We start from the raw sequence: 23,107 nt of genomic DNA, 5'->3' as shown, positions 1-23,107 counted from the left end.
TCCGATAATAAAGGAGTAGGAAAAGATGGATCGTGAACGTAAAAAACAGCTCGCAGAGCAGTATAAAGAAATGAAGATCGAGGCCGGAGTCTATCAGATCAAAAATACTAAAAACGGGAAGCTGTTCATCAGCAGCACCCCCAATCTGAAGTCGCTAAACGGGAAGCGTTTCGCCCTGAATAACGGGACGGATGTTCATAAGGAGCTCCAGAAGGAATGGACGGAATACGGGGAAGAGGCGTTCGAGATTGAAGTGCTGGAGACGTTGAAGCCGAAGGAAAATGTATACTATGATACGAAGGATGAGCTGGCCAAGCTGGAGGAAAAATGGATCGACAAGCTCCAGCCATTCGGAGAGCGCGGGTATCATACGGAAAAATAAGCGTTAGCATCAATGACCGGGAAGACCGCTTGTATAGGCGGTCTATTTTTTTGTCTACAAGGGCGGGGCTGATCGTCATTAAAATGGTATGTTTGCTTGTGGCTAGATGCGCCGGATCGATTTTTGAAAAAAACGGAACATCATTTCATTTGGATGCGTCAATTATGTATCAAGGATTATGGAAGAGAAAGCGGCGTTGACGATTTTTGGACACGTTGTTGCGCATGGTTACTACAACTTCATTATTACGCTCCTGCAACATGCTTTATGGGAGCATTATAAGAGGAGTGACTTATATGATAAAAAAACTTGGGTTTATGCTGATTATTGTGCTGGTCGTCTCTAGTTTTACGGCATGTGGTTCAGACTATATAACGGGCAATAAAGATGTTAAGGATTTGATTGAAAATATTGGTTTAAAGAAGGAAGAAGTTTTTAACAATTTAAAGCTGGAAGAGGGAAAGGATATTGAGGAGTTCGATGGAAAGGCCGGAATATACGCCTTCAAGGAGGAACGTACTGTTTACGGTCAATCTCTTAAGCTTGCTCTTACTTTTGACATAAATAATGATAAAATGTATGGGTTTATGTATATAAAAGGGTTTAAAGATCAAAAAAAGGATGCATATGACCTTACCCAAAAATTGCAAAAGGATTTAAATAAAGCCTACGGAGAGCCAGCGACTTATCCGGAATTGACCAATACAATTTCAAAGATGCCGAACTATGAAGATTTACCGGAGAAAGAGTCTGCTGATTTCCTTGAGACTTGGAAAGCGGATGATGGATTAGACGTTGAATTACGGATGACTATCCAAGAGGGTCAAAATGCCAGTGTCACACTAACATACAAAATAAACACATTACCTGAAGATTGGAACAAGTAATTCTTAATCCTGTTCATTAACTTTGGTCTGTGACGTGAACAAAAAAAGAGCGCCTCCCGTATACCGGGGTCCGGGAATGCGGTACATTCACTGCCCTGGTTACGAGGAAGACGCTCATGAGTAAACTGGAGAAGATCCAGGTTTATATGGACGATCACAAACCGGCCCCGGCCCGCAAATAATTCGTCAGTATCTCTTCATGCAGGGTGCGGTTTCCCGTGAAAATGGAGGAGGCTTCGAACATCCGGACGGGACTGCCGTCAATAGAGGTAGTGACCGCTTCGACTTCCTTCAGGATGACCAGGCCAGCCGCGTAGTCCCATGGGGACAGGCGCAAACAGATAAAGCCGTTGAGCCTGCCGCAGGCGACGGCGGCCATTTCCAGCGCGGCCGATCCTATAATTCGCGTGCCCCGCAAATCTTGGATCAGAGGATGAAATTTCGTGTGATCGCAGTAATCGTTCGGAACGAGCCACAGGCTGTTGATTCCGATCAGCGAATGCTTGACCGGCGTATCGCTCAGCGGTTTAAGCTTCGTTTCGTTTAAATAAGCGCCCTGTCCGTGCAAAGCATGGAACAGTTCATCCTTGATCGGATCATAAATGACGCCTATTTTAGGCTGCCCGTTCTCATAGACGGCTACCGAGATAGCGAAATTTTCCCTCTGATGGACGAAGCTCGTCGTTCCGTCAATCGGATCGATCAGCCAGACGATTTCATCCATCGGGTCGCTCTCGGCTTCGGCCGACATGCCTTCTTCGCCAATAATGCGGTGGTGAGGGTAGGCATTCTTTATTTTATCGATAAAAAATTGTTCGATTTCCCGGTCCTTCTCGGTCACGAGATCCGCTTCCGACGTTTTATAATCTACGTGCAGCTGTTGTCCCAGACTGTCGCGTAAGTTTCTTCCCGCTTCCCGCGTCCACTCCTTGGCTCTTGCGTATACTTCCTGAAAGTGGTCCATGCGTCAGCCCCCCGTTAAAAATACTTGTCGACTTCTATCTCCTTAAGGTTGCGGTACACGATATCGGCTTGGGTTAAATTCCCGGCTTCTCCTATTCCGATGGCGAGCATTTCCGCTGCCTTGGCGGCTTCCAGGCCCGCTTGCGAATCTTCGAATACTGCGCATGCGCGATAAGGCACATTCAGCTTGTCCGCTCCAAGCTTGAAGACCTCCGGATCAGGCTTGGCTTTCGATACGCTGTTGCCGTCTACAATGGCATCGAAATAAGAAGAAATGCCCGTACGATCCAAAATAAGCGGCGCATTCTTGCTCGCCGAGCCTAACGCAATTTGTATGCCTCTTTGCCGCAATTCGTGCAGCAGCTCCAAAGCGCCGTCGAGCAGCTCCGAAGCGTCCATCTTATGAATATAAGCGACATATCGGTCGTTCTTCTCGCTGGCCAGCTTCTCTTTTTCCGCTTCGGTAAAACGGTCCTGCATCTGTCCGATTTCCAGCAGGATGTCCAGGGAAGCCATCCTGGACACCCCCTTGAGTCTCTCGTTGTGCTGCAGCGTAAAGTCAAAGCCCAATTGATCGGCCAGCTCCTTCCAGGCTAAATAGTGATACTTGGCCGTATCGACCAGAACGCCGTCCAAATCAAAGAGCGCGCATTGATATTTCATTCTCCGGTACCTCCGTTACTTCCGTTACTTCAATTCCACCTGAAGCCGATCCTTCAACGTATGTTTCTCGCCATATATATGAATTTCTTTGGTCGTGCCCTTCAGAAGAAGCACTTCGAAAGCTCCCCGCCGGACAACGATCTGGATCAGACTGTCCTCGAAGCGGATTTTAAAATCGTATCCCTCCCATAGATCAGGCAGTGCCGGTGCGATGAACAATCCTTGCTCTTTCACGCGCAGACCGCCGAATCCGTAGACGATGGCCATATAGGTTCCGCCCAGATTGGCGGCATGGATTCCGTCCTTCGTGTTTTTATGCGTATTGAACAGGTCCAGCTTGGAGGATTCGCCGAAATATTCGTAGGCCTTGTCATGAAGCCCCAGCTTGGAAGCCATGATGCTGAATATACAGGTAGAGAGCGACGAATCATGTGTCGTTATTTTCTCGTAGTAATTGAACGAATTGCGGATCGTGCTCAGCTTCTGGGCGTCTTCCAGTATAAAATGGGCGAGCACCGTGTCCGGTTGTTTGCACACCTGATGGCGGTACAAATAGAGCGGATGATAGTGAAGCAGCAGAGGAAACTTATCCTTCGGCGTACCGGCGATATCCCATTTTTTCTTGGAAAGGAACGAATCGTCCTGCGGATTGATGTCAAGCTCCTCGTCATAGGGCAAATACATCCGCTCCGCTGCTTCCCGGAACGCCGCAATCTCCGCCTCGGTCAGCCCGATTTTGCCGATTACCTTCGAGAACGCCCCGGAATCCTGCTCTTGCAGCAGATGGTAAAATTTGGAGGCCCATTGCAGGTGGTATTGCGCCAGTACATTGGTGTAATAGTTATTGTTGACAAGGCAAGTATATTCATCCGGCCCCGTCACATTATGAATATGGAATTTGCCCTTATGTTCATGTCCCGCATCCAGCCACAGTCGGGCGGTTTCGAAGAGGATTTCGGCGCCGCATTCCAGCATAAGCTCCGTATCCTTCGTCAGCAAATAGTAAGTTATAATGGCATAGGCGATATCGCCGTTAATGTGGTATTGCGCGGACCCCGACGGGAAGTACCCGGAGCATTCCTTGCCCATAATCGTTCTCCATGGATACAAAGCTCCTCTGGCATGCCCCATCAGTCGGGCGTGGTCTCTAGCCTGGTCCAGTATGTTATGGCGATAACGGATCAGGCTCTTCGCAATCTCGGGGTTGGTCAGCGAGAAGAACGGCATCATGTACATTTCCGTATCCCAGAAATAGTGGCCTTCGTAGCCTTCACCGCTCAGCCCTTTCGCAGCAATGTTGCTGTAGGCGTCTTTGCCGACCGATTGAATGAGCTGGTACAAGTTGAAATAAACCGCCATGCTCAATTCATCGTCACCGTAAATGTTAACGGCGCAGTTCTCCCAGTATTCCGTCAAATATTTTTCCTGTTCCTCATACAAACGGTTCAGCCCTATGGCAGACACCCGCTCCATCAGTTTCAATGCTTCGTCCCGGCAGCTTGCGCTGCGGATGGAGTCGGACAGGATGGTATATTTTACAAGAGTTGCTTTCTCCCCGGGCGCGAGCTCTGTCTTCCATTCATAGATGGCCGTCCCGTCCTCGATGAAGCGGCTTTCTTGTCCGGCTTTGGAACATTCGTGACGGACCGCGGACGCCACCTGCAGCCCGGATTTCGAGGTATTGGATACAAGGAGAGATGTCTCTCCGACAAATTCCGCGCTTACCGGTAAAATATACTGGAAGGTTTCACCGGCTACCCTCGGATCGTTCGGGTTGAAGTAGTTTTGCACGTTCCCGATATGAGTGGACACCAGGCGAAGTTCGCCGTCGAAATTGACCGATTCCACTTCGTATTCAATCGTAAATAAGGGAAGGAGATGAAAGGAAGCCATTCTTTTGACAGTGATCCTGACTTCATGTTTCTCCGGAGATCTCCAGAGCACCTCGCGCATCGACCAGCCTCTGCCCATATCCAGCGTTCTTGAGCTTTCCACGACTTCGCCGTCGAACATGCTGAACTCTTCGCCGTTAATATAGAGCTTGATTCCTTGAGTATCCGCAACGTTAAGCATCGTCTGCTTCTCTTCGACCAGGCCGTAGAGCTTCTCCGCCTGCTTCATCTCCGCAAAATCGTAGAATCCGTTAATATATTGTCCGCGGATCGACAGATAACCGTCGGGGTAACCTTCCTCGAAGTTCGAACGTACGCCGAGATATCCGTTGGCGTTATGGAATAAAGTTTCATTTAACATAAGATCGTCGTTGTCCAAGCTTAACTGCCGCACTTGAAAACGCAAGTTGTCGTTATTCATCTCTACTGCTCCTTAATCGTTACTAATATTCGTATTACTTAACGGCTCCTTCTCCAATGCCTTTAATAATGTATTTCTGCGAGAAGGCGTAGAAAATTACAACCGGAATGATCGTCATCGTCAAGCCCGCCATGGCCAGATTCCATTGAATCGTAAATTCCCCGAAGAAGTAGAAGGTCGACAGGGGAATCGTCCGCAATCCTTTGGAGGATAGCGTCAGCGAAGGGAGCAGGTAATCGTTCCAAATACTAATGACGTTCAGGATCATGAGCGTTACGGTGGTCGGCTTTAGCAAAGGGAAGATGATCCGCCAGAAAATACCGAACTTGGAGCAGCCGTCAATGGTCGCTGCTTCCTCCAAGGCAACCGGAATCGACTTGATGAAGCCGTGATACAGAAATACCGCCATGCTCGCATGGAAGCCTATATTCATGTAAATTAAGCCTTCATGCGTATTCAGCATCGGAATATGCAGCGTTCTGCCGATCATATCCATAAATTGCATCAGAGGCATCATTAAAGTCTGGAACGGAATCAGCATCGTCGCCACGAAGGTCATAAAGATGAACTTGCTCAGCGCGTTGTCTGTCCGGACGAGCATCCATGCGGTCATGGAGGTCAGAACAACGATCAGGATGATCGAGATTACGGTAACGTACAGCGAGTTGCCGAACGCGGTGAGAAAATTCATTTTTTGAATCGCTTTGGAATAGTATTCGAAGCTTAAGCTTGACGGAAGTGCCAGCGCATTGTCATAGAGTTCTTGCCGGTTCTTGAACGAATTGACCAGCATAATGTAGATCGGAGACAGGAAGGCAAATGCGACGACCAACAGAAACAATTCGCCGATAATTTTGCCGGATTTTCTCATCACATTTGCACCTCTCTCTTCTTAGTGATGTATACCTGTGTCAACGTGATGGCGGCGACAATGACGAAGAACACGATCGCCTTGGCCTGCCCTAATCCGTAATGGCCGTAACCGAAGATTTCGTTGTAAATATTCATCGCAAACATTTCCGTGGCGTTGGCCGGGCCGCCTTTGGTCAGGGACAGATTGACGTCGAAAATTTTGAAAGCGTTAGCCAGAGACAGGAACAGACAGATCGTGAAGGAAGGCATCAACAGCGGAAAAGTGATTTTCGTCAGCTTCTGCCAGCCGCTTGCCCCGTCCACCTTCGCAGCTTCAAACACATCACCCGGGATGGCTTGGAGACCAGCCAAATAAATGATCATCATGTAGCCCGCCATTTGCCATGTAAAAACAATAACGGTTGCATAAAGCGCATAGTTGGGGTCCAACAGCCAGTTAAAGAAGACTCCCTTCCATCCTGTTGATTCTCCAATAATTCTGAACCCGTCCGAGAAAATAAATTTCCAGATATAGCCCAAGATCAATCCGCCGATCAAATTGGGCATAAAGAAGAGCGTGCGCGCGGCTTTGGCACTGCGCAGCTTGGAGGTGACCAGCAGGGCAAAGCCAAGCCCCAGGATATTGACCGACAAGATGGCCATAACGGTAAATTTGATCGTATTCCAGGCCGAATCCATGAAGCGCGTGTCTCCGAACAGCTGGACATAGTTGTCAAATCCTACGAAGATTTTCGGGTTAGAAGGAATGCCGTTCCATTCGAAGAACGAATAATAGATTCCTATAATAAACGGAATAATCACGACGGTAATAAAAATTATCAGCAGAGGTACCGTAAATAAAGCGAACCAAGCTTTATCCTTCCAGCTTCTCAATTCAATCCCTTCCTTCCGTTGCTATTGACGGCGTTACATAACAAAAAGCCCATCACCCGACGTATGCTGACCATACCGTTGTGTGAGGGCCTTTTGTGCAATGATTATCCTAATTTTGCTTTATTTTACGCTGTTTGCCCACGCAGCATCTAATTTTTGCAGCAGTTGCTCGCCAGTCATGTCCGCTGAGAGGAAATATTCCTGAGTCGCCGGCACCAGATCGTTGATGATCGTATTAGGCGGGAAGTAGTTATAGGCCCAAGGAATGGTCTTCCCACTGTTGGAAGCTTCATGTACGGCTTTCGATAACGGATCCAGATTGCCGGCTTCAATATTCGTCATAGCCGGAATAAATCCGAACTCATCCACAATATAATGCTTTCCGGTTTCGCTGGTGAACATCCAGTTTAGGAAGTCGACGCCTGCTTTAATCTCCGCCTCGCTGGCATCGGCATTGATCGCCCAGTTGCTGGCCACGCCGACCGCCAGCTTATCGTTGCCGCTGAGCGGGAATGGCATCATGCCCATTTCGAAACCTAGATCCCCGTAATCCTTGAACATTCCGTAAGCCCAGTTTCCTTGGTGGATCATCGCGCTCTTGCCGGTCGCAAAGTCACCGATCTGATCGTCGTATTTCACTTCCATCGGATTTCTGGTATTGGCTTTGATGGCATCCATGAATTTGGCAAATTCCTGGAATTCCTTCGTATCCGCCATCTTGACTTCGCCTTTGTTCAGCTTGTCGACATAGTCTACCGGGTCTTTCTGCAGAGCGAAAGGCGTATTCAAAATATGCCCGATCAGGAAATAGCCTTCCTGGGATAGTCCCAGTCCGTTAATACCCTCTGCTTTGAACTTTTCGAGCGTTTTGACAAACGAATCGTAATCCTTCACGTCTTCGGGGCTGACCAGGCTTTTGTTGTAAACGAGGCCGTAGCCTTCTACGCCGTAAGGAACGCCAACGACTTTATCGTCAACCTTCAGAGCCATATTAGGCGCAATATTCTTCACGTATTCTTCGTTGCTCTGATCGTACAGATAAGACTTCAATTTATCTGCTTCACTAAGCTTGACAGAGAAGACGGTCGGCCCCTGATTGCTGCTCAGCTTGGTTTGAAGCGTTTGCAGATAACTGTCGCCGGTAGAGCCCCAAATTTCCACATCAATTCCGGTCTCTTCCGTGTATTTCGCAGCCAATTCCTCCAGTTGCTCAGAGATTTCAACCTTACTGTTGAAGACAGTAATTCTTTTGACTTCGGACGGAGACTTGCCGCCGTCACCCGCGTTCTTGTTCTCGGATGAACCGCAGCCTGCCAGCGCCAGCGCCACTATAAGCAAGGATGAAACAAGTAAAATAAGTTTTCTGTTTGCTTTCAACGCCATGTGCATCCCCTCATAACTATTAAATTTTAGTAAAACGTTATACTAAAACTATATGCAATGTGGATAGCGCTGTCAAGTGCGGATTTTTACCTTACCGTACCTCTCCAGTTGATTTTGGCGCTGAATTTGAACGGTCCTGCGTTCACCGCGCCTCCGATCATTTCCAGCAGTTCCTTCGCGGCCAAATACCCGCTTTCGTACCGTGGGATGCTTACCGTAGTCAATCCGACCATTTCGGCCAGGTCGCCGTCATCGAACCCCGTAACGGAAATATCCTGGGGAACCCTTATATTATTCTCCTCCAGGGCGCGGATGGCTCCGAAAGCCATATCGTCGTTCGCGCAGACGAGTACCTCGGGCAGGGAATGGCTCAGAATAAAGATTTTGACCGCCTGATAGCCGCTTTCCTCGCGGTAATTGCCGTGAAAATAGTATTTGTAGTCGAATGGAATATTATTCTTCTTCAGCGTATCTTCAAACCCCGCGAACCGCTCTTTGTTATCCAGCGTATAGTCCGGCCCGCCGATGAAGCCGAACCGCTTGAAGCCTTTGTTGACAAGGGCTTGGACCAGCTCGCACATCACCGTATAGTTATCGACAATGACGCTCTTCGTATATTCGGTATCAATCACCCTGTCCATCAGAATGATTGGAAAATTTTTGCCCGAAACCGATTTTAGAAAATCGTCCGACAGCTTTCTGTCCAGCGTAATGGCGCCGCTAGCGAAGCTGCTTCTCATGAAATTTTTGCTGGATTTATCAGTACAGATAATGAGGTCATAATCGTTGTCTTTAAGATAATCATGAACGCCGTTAATAATTTTGAGGTAAAAATAACGGTCGAACTCGCTGAAATTAAAGACGATCGTGTTTTTCCTCCCGGTTTTCAAGTTTTTTCCCATAATATTCGGATGATAGCCTTGCTCGGCACAAATCTGCAGAATGCGCTCCCTTGTCGCTTTTCCGACATTTTTACGCCCGTTTAACACGTTGGACACGGTGGATACCGATACCCCGGCTATTTTCGCTATATCTTTGATCCCTATCATCTTGGCCCCACCTTTATTTCATTCTAGCATGGATTATAGCATATCGAATAAATTCATGTAAATTTTACTCGATTGTATAGATAAAAAGTAAAATATTTTACCGAAAATGATTGTTGTTAAATGCTTATTTGGATACTTCCAAAGTCTATTTGACGATAAAATGCATCCTAAGCGAGGTTGTTTGCCCGTCAAATGCCCGCCGGGAGTTAATCCCGCTAGTTTCATAACAACAGTATATTACGAGATTTCCTTGCGGGCCATAGCAGAGTTCAGACTTTGGTCCAGTATGGCACTCAACCTGGGACCATTTCGCATCAGGGCGGGGAAAGGTAAACTGGTAAACAAAATATTGCCTGGGGGTTATTTGTTGATGAGTGAGGAAGCCGTACTGCAGATACGGAATGTTACGAAGAAAATCGGGAGACGCACGATTATCGACCAACTGTCTTTAGACATCTCCCGTGGAGAAGTATTCGGATTGCTAGGGCCTAACGGAGCAGGGAAGACGACAACGATCCGCATGATTGTCGGACTGATCTCCATGACGAAGGGCGAAGTGATCATTAACGGGGTTTCCGTGCGGAAGCAATTTGAATTGGCCATGACCCATGTGGGGGCAATCGTGGAAAATCCCGAGATGTATAAATTTCTGACCGGATATCAGAATTTGCTGCAGGCTGCGCGGAAGCATTCCGTTGTCACGAAGGAGCGGATCCGTGAGGTCATTGAGCTGGTCGGTCTGCAGCACCGGATTCATGAGAAGGTGAAGAGGTACTCTCTTGGCATGCGTCAGCGGCTGGGGATTGCACAGTCCTTGCTGCACAGGCCTTCGGTTCTCATATTGGACGAGCCGACGAACGGGCTTGATCCGGCGGGGATTCGCGAGCTCCGGGAATATTTGCGCCACTTGGCCCGGGAAGAGGGGATCGCGGTTATCGTTTCGTCCCACTTGCTGTCCGAGATGGAGCTGATGTGCGACAGGGTAGCGGTTCTCCAAACAGGCCGATTGATCGACGTGTGTTCTGTCCATGAGATGAAGAGCGCCGGCGGGAAGCATCAGATCCTGATCGAGGTTAGTGAGCCGGAATTAACGAAGGAGGCCCTGATTTCCTTGCTGCCGGCGGAGCATATCGCCATACGCGGCGGGAGATTGGAAATAACGGCGGAACGGCAGCGGATTCCCGAGCTGATCAGGGCATTGGTGCATGCGGAAATTGATGTCTACGGCATTCACGCGGTTCAGCAATCGTTGGAAGAGCAATTTTTGGAGATTACCAGGGGGGAGCAAATTGTCTAGTTTCGTTAACCTTGTTCATAATGAAAATATGAAAATTTACCGTCGGCCGCGCACATGGGCGATGGTTGGAATTTTGATTCTGGCTGTGGCATTAATGGCGGGCATTGTCAAATGGGATGAAAGCCGAAGCGTTAGCAGGGATTGGAAGCAGAACATAGCACAGCAGAATGAGCAAATCCGTCAGCATTTGGAGACGGAAGGGGCCAGCCTGAGTCCGGATGCGAAGCAGAGAGTGGAACATGAGCTGAAGTTAAACGAGTACTACCTGGAGCATAATCGGAACCCGGAACAGAGCACCCTCTGGGACGTAGTGAACAACTCGGCGATGCTGCTTGTTCTGGTTACGCTGCTGACGGTTATCGTCGCTGCCGACATGATAGCGGCCGAATTTTCGTGGGGAACGGTTAAGCTGCTGCTGATTGGCCCGGCCTCCCGTTCCAAAGTGATGCTGAGCAAGTATACGGCTACCCTTGGGTTTGCGCTGTTTCTGCTCGTTGTCTGCTTCCTGTCCGCGTTTGGCTTGGGGGTGCTTTTCTACGGGACGGAAGGGCTCGTGCAGCCCTATGTGACTATTGCGGCTGATGGCCGGATTCAGGAAGGCTCGATGCTTCTCCATCTTTTGCAAAGCTATGGCTTCAAAGTGGTTGAGCTGATCATGTATGTAACCTTCGCCTTTATGGTATCGGCGGCCTTCCGCAGTTCATCGATGGCCATCGCCTTTTCCCTGCTGTTCATGATGCTGGGCCATCCGATCGTGCAAATTTTAAGCCCGTTTGAATGGGTGAAATATCTGTTATTCGCTAACATTGATTTAAGCCAATATGTCAGGGGGACTCCGCTTCGTCCGGAAATGACGATGCCATTCTCCATCGGCGTTCTGCTGGCCTATTATGCGGTATTCCATTTTATTGCCTGGCTGCTCTTTACGAAGCGGGATGTGGCGGGGTGACACTTCGCTCTAACGTGCCAGGAGGAGTCTTGGTGCATTCAAAGCTCAGGTTGCTCAGGTAAATAGAAGCGCTGCATTTTCTTGCGAAACCTGGAAACGTTATTTGGGCAAAATGGCACCATTCCATTTTCTTACGAAACTCCATATCGCTATTGACCAAAAAAGAAGGCCATGGAGCATGATTTCGCCCAGATAACGATCCCGAGTTTCGTAATATTTGAAATGGCATCGTTTTTACGGCAATAACGTTACCAAGGAGACTGTCGATTAATGGTATACAACCAAAGATCATGCGATAATCGCGCACGGTTTGGTTTTAACGGACCCCAGAGACCTTAATCGCTCCAAAAGGGCCATTCGGTCATTTTAACGGACCGGAATGACCTTATTCTCAAGAAATGCACGCGAAAGTAGGAGAATTCCAAGCAATAAGCCCAACTGTTTCCGTTAGTCTAAAAAAACCTCCTATTTTGGCGAAATAGGGTCTCCCAGGTCCGTTACGTTTTCGCCTGTTGGACTTTTCACTAGTGCAACATCCTGTTGAACGCTTTTCCCACAATGAACCGACAGCCTCTCAAAGTTCATAAGTTGAAAACGGACAAAGAGCGAGTGTTAGCGGAATAGGACCGCTGGACTCGCTCTTTCTTTCGGAAGTATTAACCGTTTATGCGGTTAGGCTTTTCCAACAGTAGTTTTGCAGTAACCTATTGAGGTATGCCTTTGCGCCGTGAGCGTAATCAGACTAATGCGCCGTACATCATTCAATTCCTGTGAACACGAATGCGGGCTGCTTCCACGTGGCCCGGCAGCTTCTCGTAGGAGCCTATTTCCTTAATGAGGGGATAGAGAGCTTCCAACGCTTCTTGATTCAACTGGCCGATGGTCGAATACGTGACCATATCTTTGACCGTGATTCCGGAGAAGGCCCGGGCAAAGCCGTTGGTAGGCAGCACAGCGGTAATCCCGATTCCATAATTGGCTGCGGAAAAAGGAGTGCAGGTTCCGATCAGAATTTCCCCTGCACGATTAATCTGGCCTAGCACCCGGTCCTGGAGCTCCTCTTGAGAAACTACCATCAAATGCTCCGGAGCGAAATCATTGATCAGACGGCAGGCCTCATCCATGTCCGGCATGATGAGGATAGCTCCTTTGCCGGATGGACCGAACACGTTTCTCAAGTAGGACTTTCTCGGTTCTTCCGCTTTGTCTATGCACTGTCGGAGCAGCCGTTCCACTTCGATGGCCAGACGGCCGGATGTCGTAACCAGCAAGGAGGAGGAATCCGGTCCATGCTCTCCTTCGTTGATCAGGTCATGGGCAACAGTGGAAGGGTCCGCGGATTCGTCCGCCAAGATAACGCATTCGGTCGGACCGAGACCGACTACGGTCTTCTTGCCGAAGGCTAGAGCCACGCTCATCGCTGCGGCAATGCCGCCCGGACCCGGACCGAAGATTCCGTCCACCTCCGGAACAGAAGGCGTGCCTTGGGCGAAGCCGGCAATGATGGAGACGCCGTTGCCCACGACGAAATGATCGGCACCCGCCAGCCTGGCGGCAGCTACTGTCCCGGGATCTCCCAGACCGTTCGGCAAGGGAGGCATCCCGACAATGATATTCCGGATGCCGGCTACCTTGGCTGCGGTGACCAGCATGATGGAAGTGGAGATCAGCGGGCCTTTCCGGGCGGGAATCCAAATCCCTACGGAATCCAGCGGTTGACCTTCTCCCCGATTACCGTTCCCGGACGGATTTCCAGCTCCCAGGACTCGGGCTTCATGGCTTTGTTGACTTCCCTGACATTTTCGATTGCCTGGTCGATCACTGCTCTCAAGGCAGGGGTAAGCGAGGCGATGCTTTCATCGATATAGTCTTGAGGCAGAATCACATCATCCAGCACTACTTGATCATAGGTGCTCGTTGCCTTGCGAATGCCGTCATCCTTATGCAGGGCAACGTCATCAAAAATAGAATAAATCCCCGTCAACACCCCGCGGTCGAACAGTGCCTTGTGAGTTTGAAATCGTTTGGCGAAAGCCTCCCGCTCCTCGGGAAAACGAAAAATGATTTGGCTCATACCAGTATCCCTCCTACTAATATTTCTCCGGAGAAACCAAAGCGGCTCATTGGAGTATAACAAAATAGAACCAATATAAATGAAAGACTCGCTTGCTCTTGCAGGATCACGAGCGGAAACGCTGAGGAACGATCCATACGCAAGACAGTTAAAGAATATCAGCGGGTACTCAGAGGAAGAGCAGGCAAAGTTTGAATAACATCCGTCTGCTTTGTGAGATAATGACCGTAAAGGAGGGCCTGCCATGTTCGGAAGAGAAGTTCAGTATAGTGATACAGGGATCACACTATATATGAAAGGTTTATTAAGCTGGTTTGCCGTCAAAAGAAAGCTGGTTATGCCTTATCACACCATCAAGAATGTACTAGTCGATGAGTTTGACCCTCCGCGTTGGATGCTGAGAATGCCCGGTACCTCCATATCGGCCCTTTATATCTATGAAGGCAGCTTTAAATATGCGGATGAGTGGTACTTCCTGTCCTTTGAACGCCGCGAGCCGCTGGTCCATATCGAGCTGGAAGGGCACGAGCACTATAAATACGTTATTTTTCAAACCGACAACCCTACAGAGACGGCTTCGAACATACGAAGACGCTTGGCGAGTTTGCGGGGATAAGACGCAAGCAAGCATCGTCGGGGCGCTGCCTCCTAGAAAGTGGGGGAGCGCCACCCATTTCCATTTAACCCATCTCAAAATTCTGCAGTTAAATCTCCTCCGTTCTCGTTAGATCCTTAACAGTATAATCCGGTTCGATTTCAGCTTGCTTCAGCTTGTTTAGCCGGTTCAGCCAAATTGTCCTTATCCCGATCCTGGTTGCATTTTGTAATCACCCCCTCATTTCCGATTTTTTAAATTTTGTCGAGAGTGAGCATGGCAGACAATTTTTCTTCTTCTGAAGACACTCCGATTAAAAATCGTAGGTGCCTTTTACATTTTGCATAAACCATCGTCCCTTTCTTTTTTTAGATTAAATAAAAAAACGCGCAAGACCTCTTGGTCCTGCGCGTTCTATATGCCGCAGGGAGGCCAACGCGAGAAGCGTTAGCCCACCCTGAATATTACAGGTGTACTAACGCTGTTTGTGATGATGATGAAGTTGGTTCAGAACTATGGTATTCATAACTTAAGTCCCTTCAGCCAATTATTTACAGATGATTATAACAATAAATTTAAAGAGGTGCAAGTGATTCTATTAATGACTGCTGAAGCTATTTGTTTTTATGCAAAGAAAAAGGGGCTTGGTCAAGCCACAACGTACTTTGCCCGATATTCCGTAAAGTGGTTTGGAAATATTGTTGGGCTACCAAATGATTGTTAATTAACTTACATTATTTGGTTCCTTAATCTTACTTTTTATGCAACTAAACATTTGTTTTGTGATTTAAAGATTTATTTGGTAGACAGCCCCATTATTTTGGAATAAAATTGGAAGTATTAAATACGAGAGAAGGTTGTGTTTGAGAGATCGGTTGAACATCCTGGGGTAATCTTAGGTGAAGAAGATTATTGGGTTGACATTTACGTAGCAAGAGAAATGCATGGAGGAATGCCTGATGGTTATTACATTTTTAAAGAAGCACCTTGCAGTGGTGGCGTCTGCAATCCGACGTGATTAAATGAACGAAAAGGGCATCGGGGTATTTTTATTAGGAGTAAGTACGTTGCTGTTTATTGCACAAAAAGGCATCCATTATATCAGTGCTGCCATACTGGCCTCCGCAAAGTGGCAGCCAGCGTCACCAACCTTCAATTCTGCGTATGAAGCGATAAGTAATCCTATCTCAAATGCCCCCATTCTGATCTCGTTTCTCGCTGGAATTGGTTTTCTACTGTGGGGATATTTTAAAAGAAACCCTAAGTAACACTTCTGCAAAATACTTATTTTTAAAAAAATGCCGCAAACACTTAGCGGCATTTTTTTATGAGTACGCCCAGCATGAGCGTCATCTCTAGGGTGAAAATCCCGAAACGGGGGCTGGCGAACGCCTACCGTTAGCCAAGAGCAAGGGTGTCCGCCGTGAGGCGGAATCTGAAGGAAGCTTAGAGGAAAATGCACGAGCCAAGGTACACGAACTCGATTTGAGGCAAGGCTAGCTGGATGAGTCCCCACAACAGACGAAATCCGAAGTCGCCAAGAGCTAGTCTTGTATACACGGGTGGCTGCGGACAGACAGATGACGTTCTTATCTGGGGAGACCTGCTGAATACGCGAAGTCACTTCGTAACCGTGGTTGAGAAGCCACGCTGAATCCGCAGGAGTCAGCAGAGGCCATAACAGGTTTAATGAATCCCGCGTTAATATGAGGAGGGGATTTTTATGATTTCAAAAATTCTTTTTAAGATCGATAGTAAGGAATTTAATAATCGATATGGTGTTCCATTAGATATGAATTCTATTAGGCAGGAAGTTTGTTCTTTAAGAAATAATAAAATTATTACGAGAAGGATTATCGGTAGTGGAATTGATTTTGCGGAATCTATATTTGATCAAAAAAATATGGCAGAAGTTATCCTGTCTAATATAGAAATTCAATTTGCTTTGTATCAATTTTATGTTTTTTATAGTGCTGTAGAAAATAAAGAAGATCGTTCAAAGGAAAAATTAACTTGTGAGATTTGTTATCCTAAAGAGGATAGTAAGTTAAGTGATTTGACATTATCAAATTTGCTTTCAATCTTCGATTCTTTAGTTGTAGTTTACAAAGAAGATAAAACGATTGTTGTAGCTAGGCTATCAAGTTTAGAATCAAAAATGAAAATCTATAATATATACAAAAGGTTGTACGAAGAATCACTGTTAAATCCATTTATTCTAACTTTTATAACCGAAAATAAATGGGATAAATTGGAAGATGTCAGTAGCAGCATCTATCAATACCAGCCTTGCGAAGACGACATAAATGCTGTTGTTCTAAATAAGAATGAAATGATCTTCATTAATTTTATAGATTCATGTTTTATTGTTTGGGCTGGAATGTCCATGATGTTACAACGAGCATGACACTGAAGAAATTGGCAAAATATTACAAAAGAATATTTTTCACTTCAACTCCCAATCGGTTCTTATCACAGCTTCTCATGATAGCCGACGCTTAACATGACTATCAGCCAATAAATTGCCTCAATAGCTGATTAAATTTGTCGCGTTCTTCCCAAAATGGACCATGGCCGCTGTATGAAAAAGGGACGAGCTGTGAGTTTCTTATCCTGTGATGGAGTTCTTGAGCTTGCGCGAAAGGGATCACTTTGTCATGAATGCCGTGAATGATTAGAGTAGGGGCAACAATTTTGTGTAGATCGGCCACCAGGTTCTCATCCCTCAGCAAAATGATAATGGCCGCAGTTGACCAGCCGGCGGCTTGTAATCCCATGTGAATAAACCAATTCGAAAATGGCTCGGTGATATATTGAAAGAAGAAGGTTTCTGTAACGGTCCGCATCATCTTGGGGCGATCATTTAATGCTTCAGTAAGAAGCTGATTGGCCGTTTCTTTGGTAAACCCTCTGGGAGCTGCAGCGTCTATTAAGACAAGCCTGGATACTCCGAAACCGTTGTAACGTGCCATATATCTAATGGCGATCGCTCCACCGGTAGAGTGCCCCGCAAGAGTGAAATGATTTAATTGAAGCGCATCAATGACAGCTCGGATATCATCCGCCAACCGGTCATAAGTGTAGCCGCTTATCGGTTTATCCGATTTGCCGAAGCCTCTCCAGTCTATGCCTATGCAGCGGTATCCCATGGCGGGTAGAACATTAAACTGGTATTCAAACAGTTCATGGCTTAACGGCCAACCATGTAAAAACACTATCGTCTTATGTCCGCCGGGGTTAATATCTTCCACATAGAGCTTTACTCCCGGTTCTACAGTAACAAAGTATCCCACGTCGATTCCTCCGTTAATCAAAGTGCATCAACCATAAGATACTCACTGAGGGAAACAAAGGTGAATGCCTATTCCCGTTTGCTTCTTGCAAATAAGGCGGGGGCTATTTGGTGGATAGAGGTGGAAATCCTGCACGACTCCACAGCCATAAGGGAGTATGAACGTCAATCGGTGCCAATCCGCTGCCATGCAGCGCATTTTCCCATGCTTCCGCGACCGCCTTCCGGTCATCTGCCGTGCCATTCATTACATCGGAAGAACACAATCCTAATTTGACCGTAGCTTTCAAAACGTGTGTATCAGGAGCAACCGTAATCAGTTCACGGGACTTCCATTTAACTCCTGTATAGGTCTCCATCACATACAGCCAATAATTGAAAATTTTCGGGCCGGACAGATACGGAAATTCCGATTTACGGGTGGCCTGCATTATGTGTTTGAGGGGGGCGACGTCAAATTGCACCGATTCCAGCAAGCCCCAAACGTCTCCCTTAGCCGAGGATTGAGCGATTCCTTGTGAAACCTTCCGCCAAATTTCCGGATGACGATTGGGCTGTAAAGCTACACGATACTGAAGCAAAGCCAAGCGCAGTTCATCCAGGGAGCTTTCGGATACGGCACGGGGATGAAATATCCATCTGGTACTTTTATCGTGATAAGCCTGCGCGATGAATTCCCAAAGCGTGAAAGAATTTCTTTGATAATTTAACGACATTCCCAATGTCAACACGTTCGGCATTTCCGCGTCAGGGACCATTCCAATTAGAGCATCCTCAGGCATTACCTCCCCGCCAAGAAGACCTTCCCTATGCATCTGTATTAACAGCTTCACTTTTTCCAAAAAGGATTCGTCCGTCATATTCTCCTCCATATAGGTCAACGACTGATCCAAAATATTTCACCGGATGAAATCCAATAATTGGATAATTGAAAGCGATGAAAATGAATGCGAACCGACCCGTCTGAGGCAGTTAATAAGTTTCGTAAATGAGTTGGCGATTCATTTCAAGCTTTCTATTAAATGACACGTAAATATACAGTTGTCCGGCCGGAGTATCCCCCGCATCGTAACCCAACCGAGTGGTTCCGTCCCCGTCAAACCTAAGCTCGGACAGGACCAATTCGCTTACATCTTCGTCAGGATGCGTCTGGGCGATCAGGTCCAACGCCCGACCATTAAGCTCGTCAAAGTTGTGCCAAGCTTTCTTGATGATGGGCGACAGCCGTTTCATATCCGCTTTGCCTGGAACATCCGCGGTAACAGAAAGCTCATTCCCCTGATAATGAAGTACGGCTGTATAGTAAGATACTGAGCCATCGTACGTGAAAGTGGCTATCCCCTTGACGGTATGGTCCGGCTGGACGATGAGGTTATCGGCATAATCCAACCGCTTCAGCTTTGGATTATGCAGGATATCCAGCTTCGAGATTTTATTTTCCCAGTCCCGGTAGCGCCCGCAAATTTAATTATAGGTTCTCATGGCGAAAAGGACAGCGTCTTTTGACTCAGTTTCGGTGATAAGTAAACTTTTTTTGGAAAATAGAAGGAATACTCAGAGGAGGTATCAAATATTAAAACAACCTCGTCCCTGAATTTGCCGTGAAAAAGGAGGAAGAAAATTGACGCTTAGACCAAGGGTTTGCGCCGCAATTATTAGAAAAAATCGAATTTTAATGGTATTTCACGATCATGGGGATCGCAGTTTTTGGACATTTCCAGGAGGAGCAGTAGAAGAGGGAGAAACTTTGGAAGAAGCCGTATTGCGCGAAGTCAAGGAGGAAGTAAAGCTGAATGGCAGAGTCGAACGCTTTTTATTCGAAGATACATATTCCCTCGGTCCCGATTACTGTTTTTTAGTTAGCGTTGATCCAGAGGAAGAGGCACAACTGGGAGAGGACCCGGAACTTCCGCCGAATGAGCAAGTTATGAAAGCAGTGGCTTGGTTTACACTTGAAGAAATGAAACATGACAGGCAGGTATCGAAGGTCATTAAATGCTTTAATGTTGCCTACCCTTAACGAAAGGCGGGATGATTATGGTCATTTCAAAGGAAGCTCGTGTAGTCGATGATCCCGTGATTAGAGAAGAAGTATTTGTTTATGGAGTATCCAAACAAATAAAGGACCATTGTTCGTCAAATGCTACCATCCGCAAAGGTATCCGCTTAATGAAGAGGGGCGCCGCCATGAGTTGGAGCGCTCGTTATCCTTTCAGGATTATCTTTACGAGAATAGTAAACTATGTCCGGGTATTCTGCGCATAAATCATAGATACAATTTCACCGGACGGAATCAGGTCACTTTTATGTAGTTATGCATCATACGGAGGGGAAAACTCTCAAAGCCGTTCAAGTGGAAACCGCCCATATGTATCAAGTTGGAAAATCGGCAGGATGATGTGGTTAACCGGTATGTGGGATGAGTTGGACGACCGGTATGGGGGGCTTTGAGAAGAACCCCGGCTTGCCGAAAGAAGATCCCCTCAATTCTGATAGCCGATGATCCGCATATGGGTATGATTGGTCTTATTTCCTATTGTCGGTGCCTGTACTGCATAGGGGTACAGTTTTTGTATCTTCGGAATAGTCGGCCAAAGTAGTTGATGTTGCAAAAGCCGACGGCATCGGATATTTCTGTGATGGTCAGACTATGATCGTCAAGCAGCTTTTCGGATTTTTTGATGCGGAATTTATTAACGAATTCCGTGAATGTTCCCCCTGTCGCCTTCTTAAATATTCTGCAAAAATGAGACGAACTCATATTAGCAATGGACGCTATTTCTTCCAAGGTGATTTTTTCATGGTAGTGCTTTTCTACATAATGAATGATTTGATTTAGCAATTTAATATTTTGTTTATCCGCTTCCATGCTTCGGGTTGGTTTATCTTCAGATGAATAGAGCCTGGCTAATTCCGTTGTGATGACGAAGATATATGCTTTTATGGCTATGGCATAACCGACTTTTTGCTCGTTATATTCCCGGATAATGCCTTGCAACGGTTCTATAAATATCCGATAATTAGCGTCCGTTGGTTTTAATACTATTGGCGGGGACAAGGGGTTAATGAGGGGGATATTATCATAATAGTCAAGCAGCTCGGGGTTGATTAGTAATTCCCTATTAAATAGAATCGCATAATAATCGGGTGTTTCGTTGATTGCTTCCCCAGCATGGATAAGATTTTCACGAATGATAAAAATATCTCCTTCAACCGCATGGAATGTTTGCCCATCGATTTGAAATTTCGCTTCTCCCTCTGCCATGTAAATTAATTCAATGATTTGCTCATGCCAATGAGGGTGAAAAAGAGCTAAAGAATTGTCTTTTGGCGGTTGATAAATAAAAAGGGGAAGGATTTACTTTTTAATACCGGAAATTCCTGATATTCAACTTTATGATTCATGGAAAATCCCCCTTGTACCGGTCAAAATAAAATGAAAGTACGGTTCGTTTTTGGTGTATAAATAACGAATCCCCAAAGCAAAATTGTGCGAAAACTAAGCAAAATTAGATAGAGAACATCCCACATTAGAAATGTATCATTAACATAAATCGGAATGAGGAGAACTCAAACCGGTGATAACCCGCCGTTGATTCAGAATTCCCGCTTCGAGATGTGAAAAGTTTCAGAATATTTTATAACGGAAAAACCTTATCACGACGAGAACCTTTACCTTTTGACGAGATCATTTTCCCATTTCATGATTTTATAATATTATAAAGCGCTCTCATGCAGCAGGCGTTGGAAGGGAGTGGGAAATAAAGCAAATTGTTGTTTAGACTCTAATTAACTATGTATGCTAAATCTCGAAAGGGGATATCGTATGGTGAATAAGAGGTGGTTCGGTTGGCTCGTTATAGGACTTCTATTTACTTTAATGACTTCCTGTTCTACGAATACAGACATGCATAGCGAATCGCAGGAGAATAGGCTGGAAAATGATCAACAAGATAACAAGGAGGAGCACTCGTCAGAACCGGTAACGATTAAAATCGCCATCGGTTGGGATGATCAAATTTTTGATTCCAGGTTTGGTGAAATAGACAAAAAATTAGACAATATTAACATTGAACGGATTCCTTTTGACACCACCTGGGGTGGTTTAGAAGAAATTTTTGCTTCTGGTGTTGTTCCGGATATCGTTGTTAGTATCCATTATGACACAATCAAGGAATTACTGGATGCCGATTTAATCTATCCGCTTGATGATCTGATCGCGAATAGCGATTTTAACCTGGAGGATCTTAATCCGGCTTTAGTTTCGTATGCCCGTTCCTATGACCCGGAAGGCAGATTGATAGGGATGCCGGATGGGGTAGGATTTAAGGCTTTATTTTATAATAAGGAAATTTTCGATTTATTTGGAATCGAGTACCCGACCAAGGAAATAACTTGGTATGAGGCATTGGAGCTTGCTAAACAAATGACTGGAGAAAGAAACGGTCAGAAGTATACGGGATTGGTTTTTGATGAACCGAAAATCCCGTTAGAGCAATGGGCGGTTAATCCTGTCGATCCTGATACAGATGAGGTGTTATTGACGAAAGAACCTGCCTTTAGAAAATATTATGATTTAATGAGGCAATATTATAGTATTCCGGGCATTATGGATGTAGGAGTGGAGGGGAATTTATTTTATCAAGGATTTGCTGCAATGAATGCCGGATGGTCTGCTACTTTACTAGGCGATTGGGGCGATTTGGAAGGAAACAAGGGGAAAATCGAGATTGCACCTGTACCGACCTGGCCTGAACTTCCCGGTGTCCACCCTTATTTAACAACAACTCCAATGATGATTATGAAAGAAAGTAAGCATGTGAACGAAGCTTTTGCCGTCTTGCTGGAATATGTATCCGAAGAGAATCAGCTTAGAATATCTCGAAAGGCTGGAAGTGGCTCTGTTCTGCAAAACAAAGATGTATTAAGCCAATATGGGGCAGATGTCCCTAGTTACGTAGGGAAAAATGTGGATGCTTTTTACGAATGGACACCAGCAGAGCTAGAGAGGCAAAGTCAATGGGATCGATTGGTTGACTATAAAATAGATGATTTTGCGAAATCGGATGATGATGTGATTACTTTTTTACGGAAACTGCAAGAGGAGCTGGAAGTTAAGATTAAAGATGAGAAAGCTAAGCAGGAATAGTGACAAAGTGATACGCAAAGAAACGCCAGTGCAATCGCTGGTGTAGCTCCGGGAATGAAGTGAGGTTGCTCAGCAAGATGTATGGGCACATGAATGACGAACATCGGAAAGCCGTATGAGGGAATTTTCCGTACGGTGGTTTGATGAGGAGGGGCAGAAACTCTCTGCCCTTCACTCTATATATGCAGAATCATTTATATATTATAAAATTATTCTCAACAGAGAAAGGGGCTGTACAGATGAAAACTGTAATGAGAATTTTCGGACTTTATATAGTAGTTGTAATACTACTGGACAGTGAAAAGTTCTTGTCGAAAAATTCATGGGAATAAAGGTTAAAGGTGCATACAGGAAAAGTAACCCAA

Annotated in this window: 21 protein-coding genes and 1 pseudogene; 10 read left to right on the top strand and 12 right to left on the bottom strand. The window is 46.2% G+C overall.

The window, feature by feature from the left end:
- The first annotated feature begins 25 nt into the window (after positions 1-25).
- On the top strand, positions 26-382 hold the full coding sequence (locus tag ACTHRH_RS16950; protein WP_144942030.1) for a GIY-YIG nuclease family protein: 357 nt from the start codon (positions 26-28) through the stop codon (positions 380-382).
- Positions 383-678: 296 nt separating this feature from the next.
- A complete protein-coding gene (locus tag ACTHRH_RS16945; RefSeq protein ID WP_440416688.1) occupies positions 679-1,269 on the top strand; it encodes a hypothetical protein in 591 nt (196 codons plus the stop codon).
- A gap of 154 nt (positions 1,270-1,423) precedes the next feature.
- On the opposite strand, the gene ACTHRH_RS16940 is transcribed toward ACTHRH_RS16945, so the two are convergent.
- From ACTHRH_RS16940 to ACTHRH_RS16910, 7 genes are all read right to left on the bottom strand, one after another.
- Complete coding sequence (locus ACTHRH_RS16940) at positions 1,424-2,233, bottom strand: inositol monophosphatase family protein (RefSeq protein ID WP_379289106.1); 810 nt, start codon at positions 2,231-2,233, stop codon at positions 1,424-1,426.
- Between the two features lie 14 nt (positions 2,234-2,247).
- Positions 2,248-2,895 carry a beta-phosphoglucomutase gene (pgmB, locus tag ACTHRH_RS16935; protein ID WP_379289104.1) on the bottom strand — a complete coding sequence of 216 codons (648 nt, stop codon included), beginning with the start codon at positions 2,893-2,895 and terminating at the stop codon, positions 2,248-2,250.
- Between the two features lie 24 nt (positions 2,896-2,919).
- Entirely contained in the window at positions 2,920-5,208 is a 2,289-nt protein-coding gene (locus ACTHRH_RS16930) for a glycoside hydrolase family 65 protein (protein WP_440416686.1), read from the bottom strand.
- 34 nt (positions 5,209-5,242) lie between these two features.
- Positions 5,243-6,079 (bottom strand): carbohydrate ABC transporter permease, encoded by an 837-nt coding sequence (locus tag ACTHRH_RS16925; protein WP_440416733.1) that lies wholly within the window; start codon positions 6,077-6,079, stop codon positions 5,243-5,245.
- Positions 6,079-6,954, bottom strand: a complete 876-nt coding sequence (locus ACTHRH_RS16920) for a carbohydrate ABC transporter permease (RefSeq protein WP_144941345.1) — start codon at positions 6,952-6,954, stop codon at positions 6,079-6,081. The genes ACTHRH_RS16925 and ACTHRH_RS16920 overlap by 1 nt, the downstream gene beginning before the upstream one ends.
- 120 nt (positions 6,955-7,074) lie before the next feature.
- Positions 7,075-8,331: an ABC transporter substrate-binding protein gene (locus ACTHRH_RS16915; RefSeq protein WP_379289116.1), complete on the bottom strand. Its 1,257-nt coding sequence runs from the start codon at positions 8,329-8,331 to the stop codon at positions 7,075-7,077.
- A gap of 92 nt (positions 8,332-8,423) precedes the next feature.
- Positions 8,424-9,386, bottom strand: a complete 963-nt coding sequence (locus tag ACTHRH_RS16910) for a LacI family DNA-binding transcriptional regulator (RefSeq protein WP_144941343.1) — start codon at positions 9,384-9,386, stop codon at positions 8,424-8,426.
- Positions 9,387-9,756: 370 nt separating this feature from the next.
- On the opposite strand from ACTHRH_RS16910, the gene ACTHRH_RS16905 reads away from it, so the two are divergent.
- Positions 9,757-10,683 (top strand): ABC transporter ATP-binding protein, encoded by a 927-nt coding sequence (locus ACTHRH_RS16905; protein WP_440416683.1) that lies wholly within the window; start codon positions 9,757-9,759, stop codon positions 10,681-10,683.
- On the top strand, positions 10,676-11,632 hold the full coding sequence (locus ACTHRH_RS16900) for an ABC transporter permease (RefSeq protein ID WP_440416681.1): 957 nt from the start codon (positions 10,676-10,678) through the stop codon (positions 11,630-11,632). Before ACTHRH_RS16905 ends, ACTHRH_RS16900 begins: the two co-directional genes overlap by 8 nt.
- A gap of 761 nt (positions 11,633-12,393) precedes the next feature.
- On the opposite strand, the pseudogene hisD reads toward ACTHRH_RS16900, so the two are convergent.
- Positions 12,394-13,706, bottom strand: a pseudogene (gene hisD, locus ACTHRH_RS16895) (histidinol dehydrogenase).
- A gap of 244 nt (positions 13,707-13,950) precedes the next feature.
- Here hisD and ACTHRH_RS16890 point away from each other — a divergent pair.
- The 4 genes from ACTHRH_RS16890 (at position 13,951) to ACTHRH_RS16875 (ending at position 16,708) form a co-directional block, all read left to right on the top strand.
- Positions 13,951-14,322, top strand: a complete 372-nt coding sequence (locus tag ACTHRH_RS16890) for a hypothetical protein (protein ID WP_379289094.1) — start codon at positions 13,951-13,953, stop codon at positions 14,320-14,322.
- Positions 14,323-14,788: 466 nt separating this feature from the next.
- Positions 14,789-15,025, top strand: coding sequence for a hypothetical protein (locus ACTHRH_RS16885; RefSeq protein ID WP_440416679.1), 237 nt, complete (start codon positions 14,789-14,791; stop codon positions 15,023-15,025).
- Between the two features lie 343 nt (positions 15,026-15,368).
- Positions 15,369-15,569 (top strand): hypothetical protein, encoded by a 201-nt coding sequence (locus ACTHRH_RS16880; RefSeq protein WP_379289092.1) that lies wholly within the window; start codon positions 15,369-15,371, stop codon positions 15,567-15,569.
- Positions 15,570-16,024: 455 nt separating this feature from the next.
- Complete coding sequence (locus ACTHRH_RS16875) at positions 16,025-16,708, top strand: hypothetical protein (RefSeq protein ID WP_440416677.1); 684 nt, start codon at positions 16,025-16,027, stop codon at positions 16,706-16,708.
- A gap of 103 nt (positions 16,709-16,811) precedes the next feature.
- Here the strand turns inward: ACTHRH_RS16875 and ACTHRH_RS16870 are convergent, their stop codons facing one another.
- The 3 genes from ACTHRH_RS16870 to ACTHRH_RS16860 all read right to left on the bottom strand — a co-directional run bounded on the left by ACTHRH_RS16870 (position 16,812) and on the right by ACTHRH_RS16860 (position 18,982).
- Positions 16,812-17,594, bottom strand: coding sequence for an alpha/beta fold hydrolase (locus tag ACTHRH_RS16870; RefSeq protein ID WP_440416675.1), 783 nt, complete (start codon positions 17,592-17,594; stop codon positions 16,812-16,814).
- A 103-nt stretch (positions 17,595-17,697) separates the two neighbouring features.
- Positions 17,698-18,486, bottom strand: a complete 789-nt coding sequence (locus tag ACTHRH_RS16865) for a hypothetical protein (RefSeq protein ID WP_440416673.1) — start codon at positions 18,484-18,486, stop codon at positions 17,698-17,700.
- Between the two features lie 79 nt (positions 18,487-18,565).
- On the bottom strand, positions 18,566-18,982 hold the full coding sequence (locus tag ACTHRH_RS16860) for a hypothetical protein (RefSeq protein ID WP_440416671.1): 417 nt from the start codon (positions 18,980-18,982) through the stop codon (positions 18,566-18,568).
- Between the two features lie 232 nt (positions 18,983-19,214).
- On the opposite strand from ACTHRH_RS16860, the gene ACTHRH_RS16855 reads away from it, so the two are divergent.
- The gene (locus tag ACTHRH_RS16855) at positions 19,215-19,613 is read left to right on the top strand and encodes an NUDIX domain-containing protein (RefSeq protein WP_379289084.1); all 399 of its coding nucleotides are present in this window, start codon (positions 19,215-19,217) and stop codon (positions 19,611-19,613) included.
- A 513-nt stretch (positions 19,614-20,126) separates the two neighbouring features.
- Here ACTHRH_RS16855 and ACTHRH_RS16850 read toward each other — a convergent pair.
- On the bottom strand, positions 20,127-20,936 hold the full coding sequence (locus ACTHRH_RS16850; RefSeq protein ID WP_440416730.1) for an AraC family transcriptional regulator: 810 nt from the start codon (positions 20,934-20,936) through the stop codon (positions 20,127-20,129).
- Between the two features lie 483 nt (positions 20,937-21,419).
- Here ACTHRH_RS16850 and ACTHRH_RS16845 point away from each other — a divergent pair, with 483 nt between their 5' ends.
- Positions 21,420-22,742, top strand: a complete 1,323-nt coding sequence (locus ACTHRH_RS16845; protein ID WP_186328525.1) for an extracellular solute-binding protein — start codon at positions 21,420-21,422, stop codon at positions 22,740-22,742.
- Positions 22,743-23,107: the final 365 nt, after the last annotated feature.

Source organism: Paenibacillus sp. SAFN-117 (assembly GCF_051966115.1).
Classification (GTDB): domain Bacteria; phylum Bacillota; class Bacilli; order Paenibacillales; family NBRC-103111; genus Paenibacillus_L; species Paenibacillus_L residui.
This window is presented reverse-complemented; position numbering and strand designations above follow the sequence as displayed.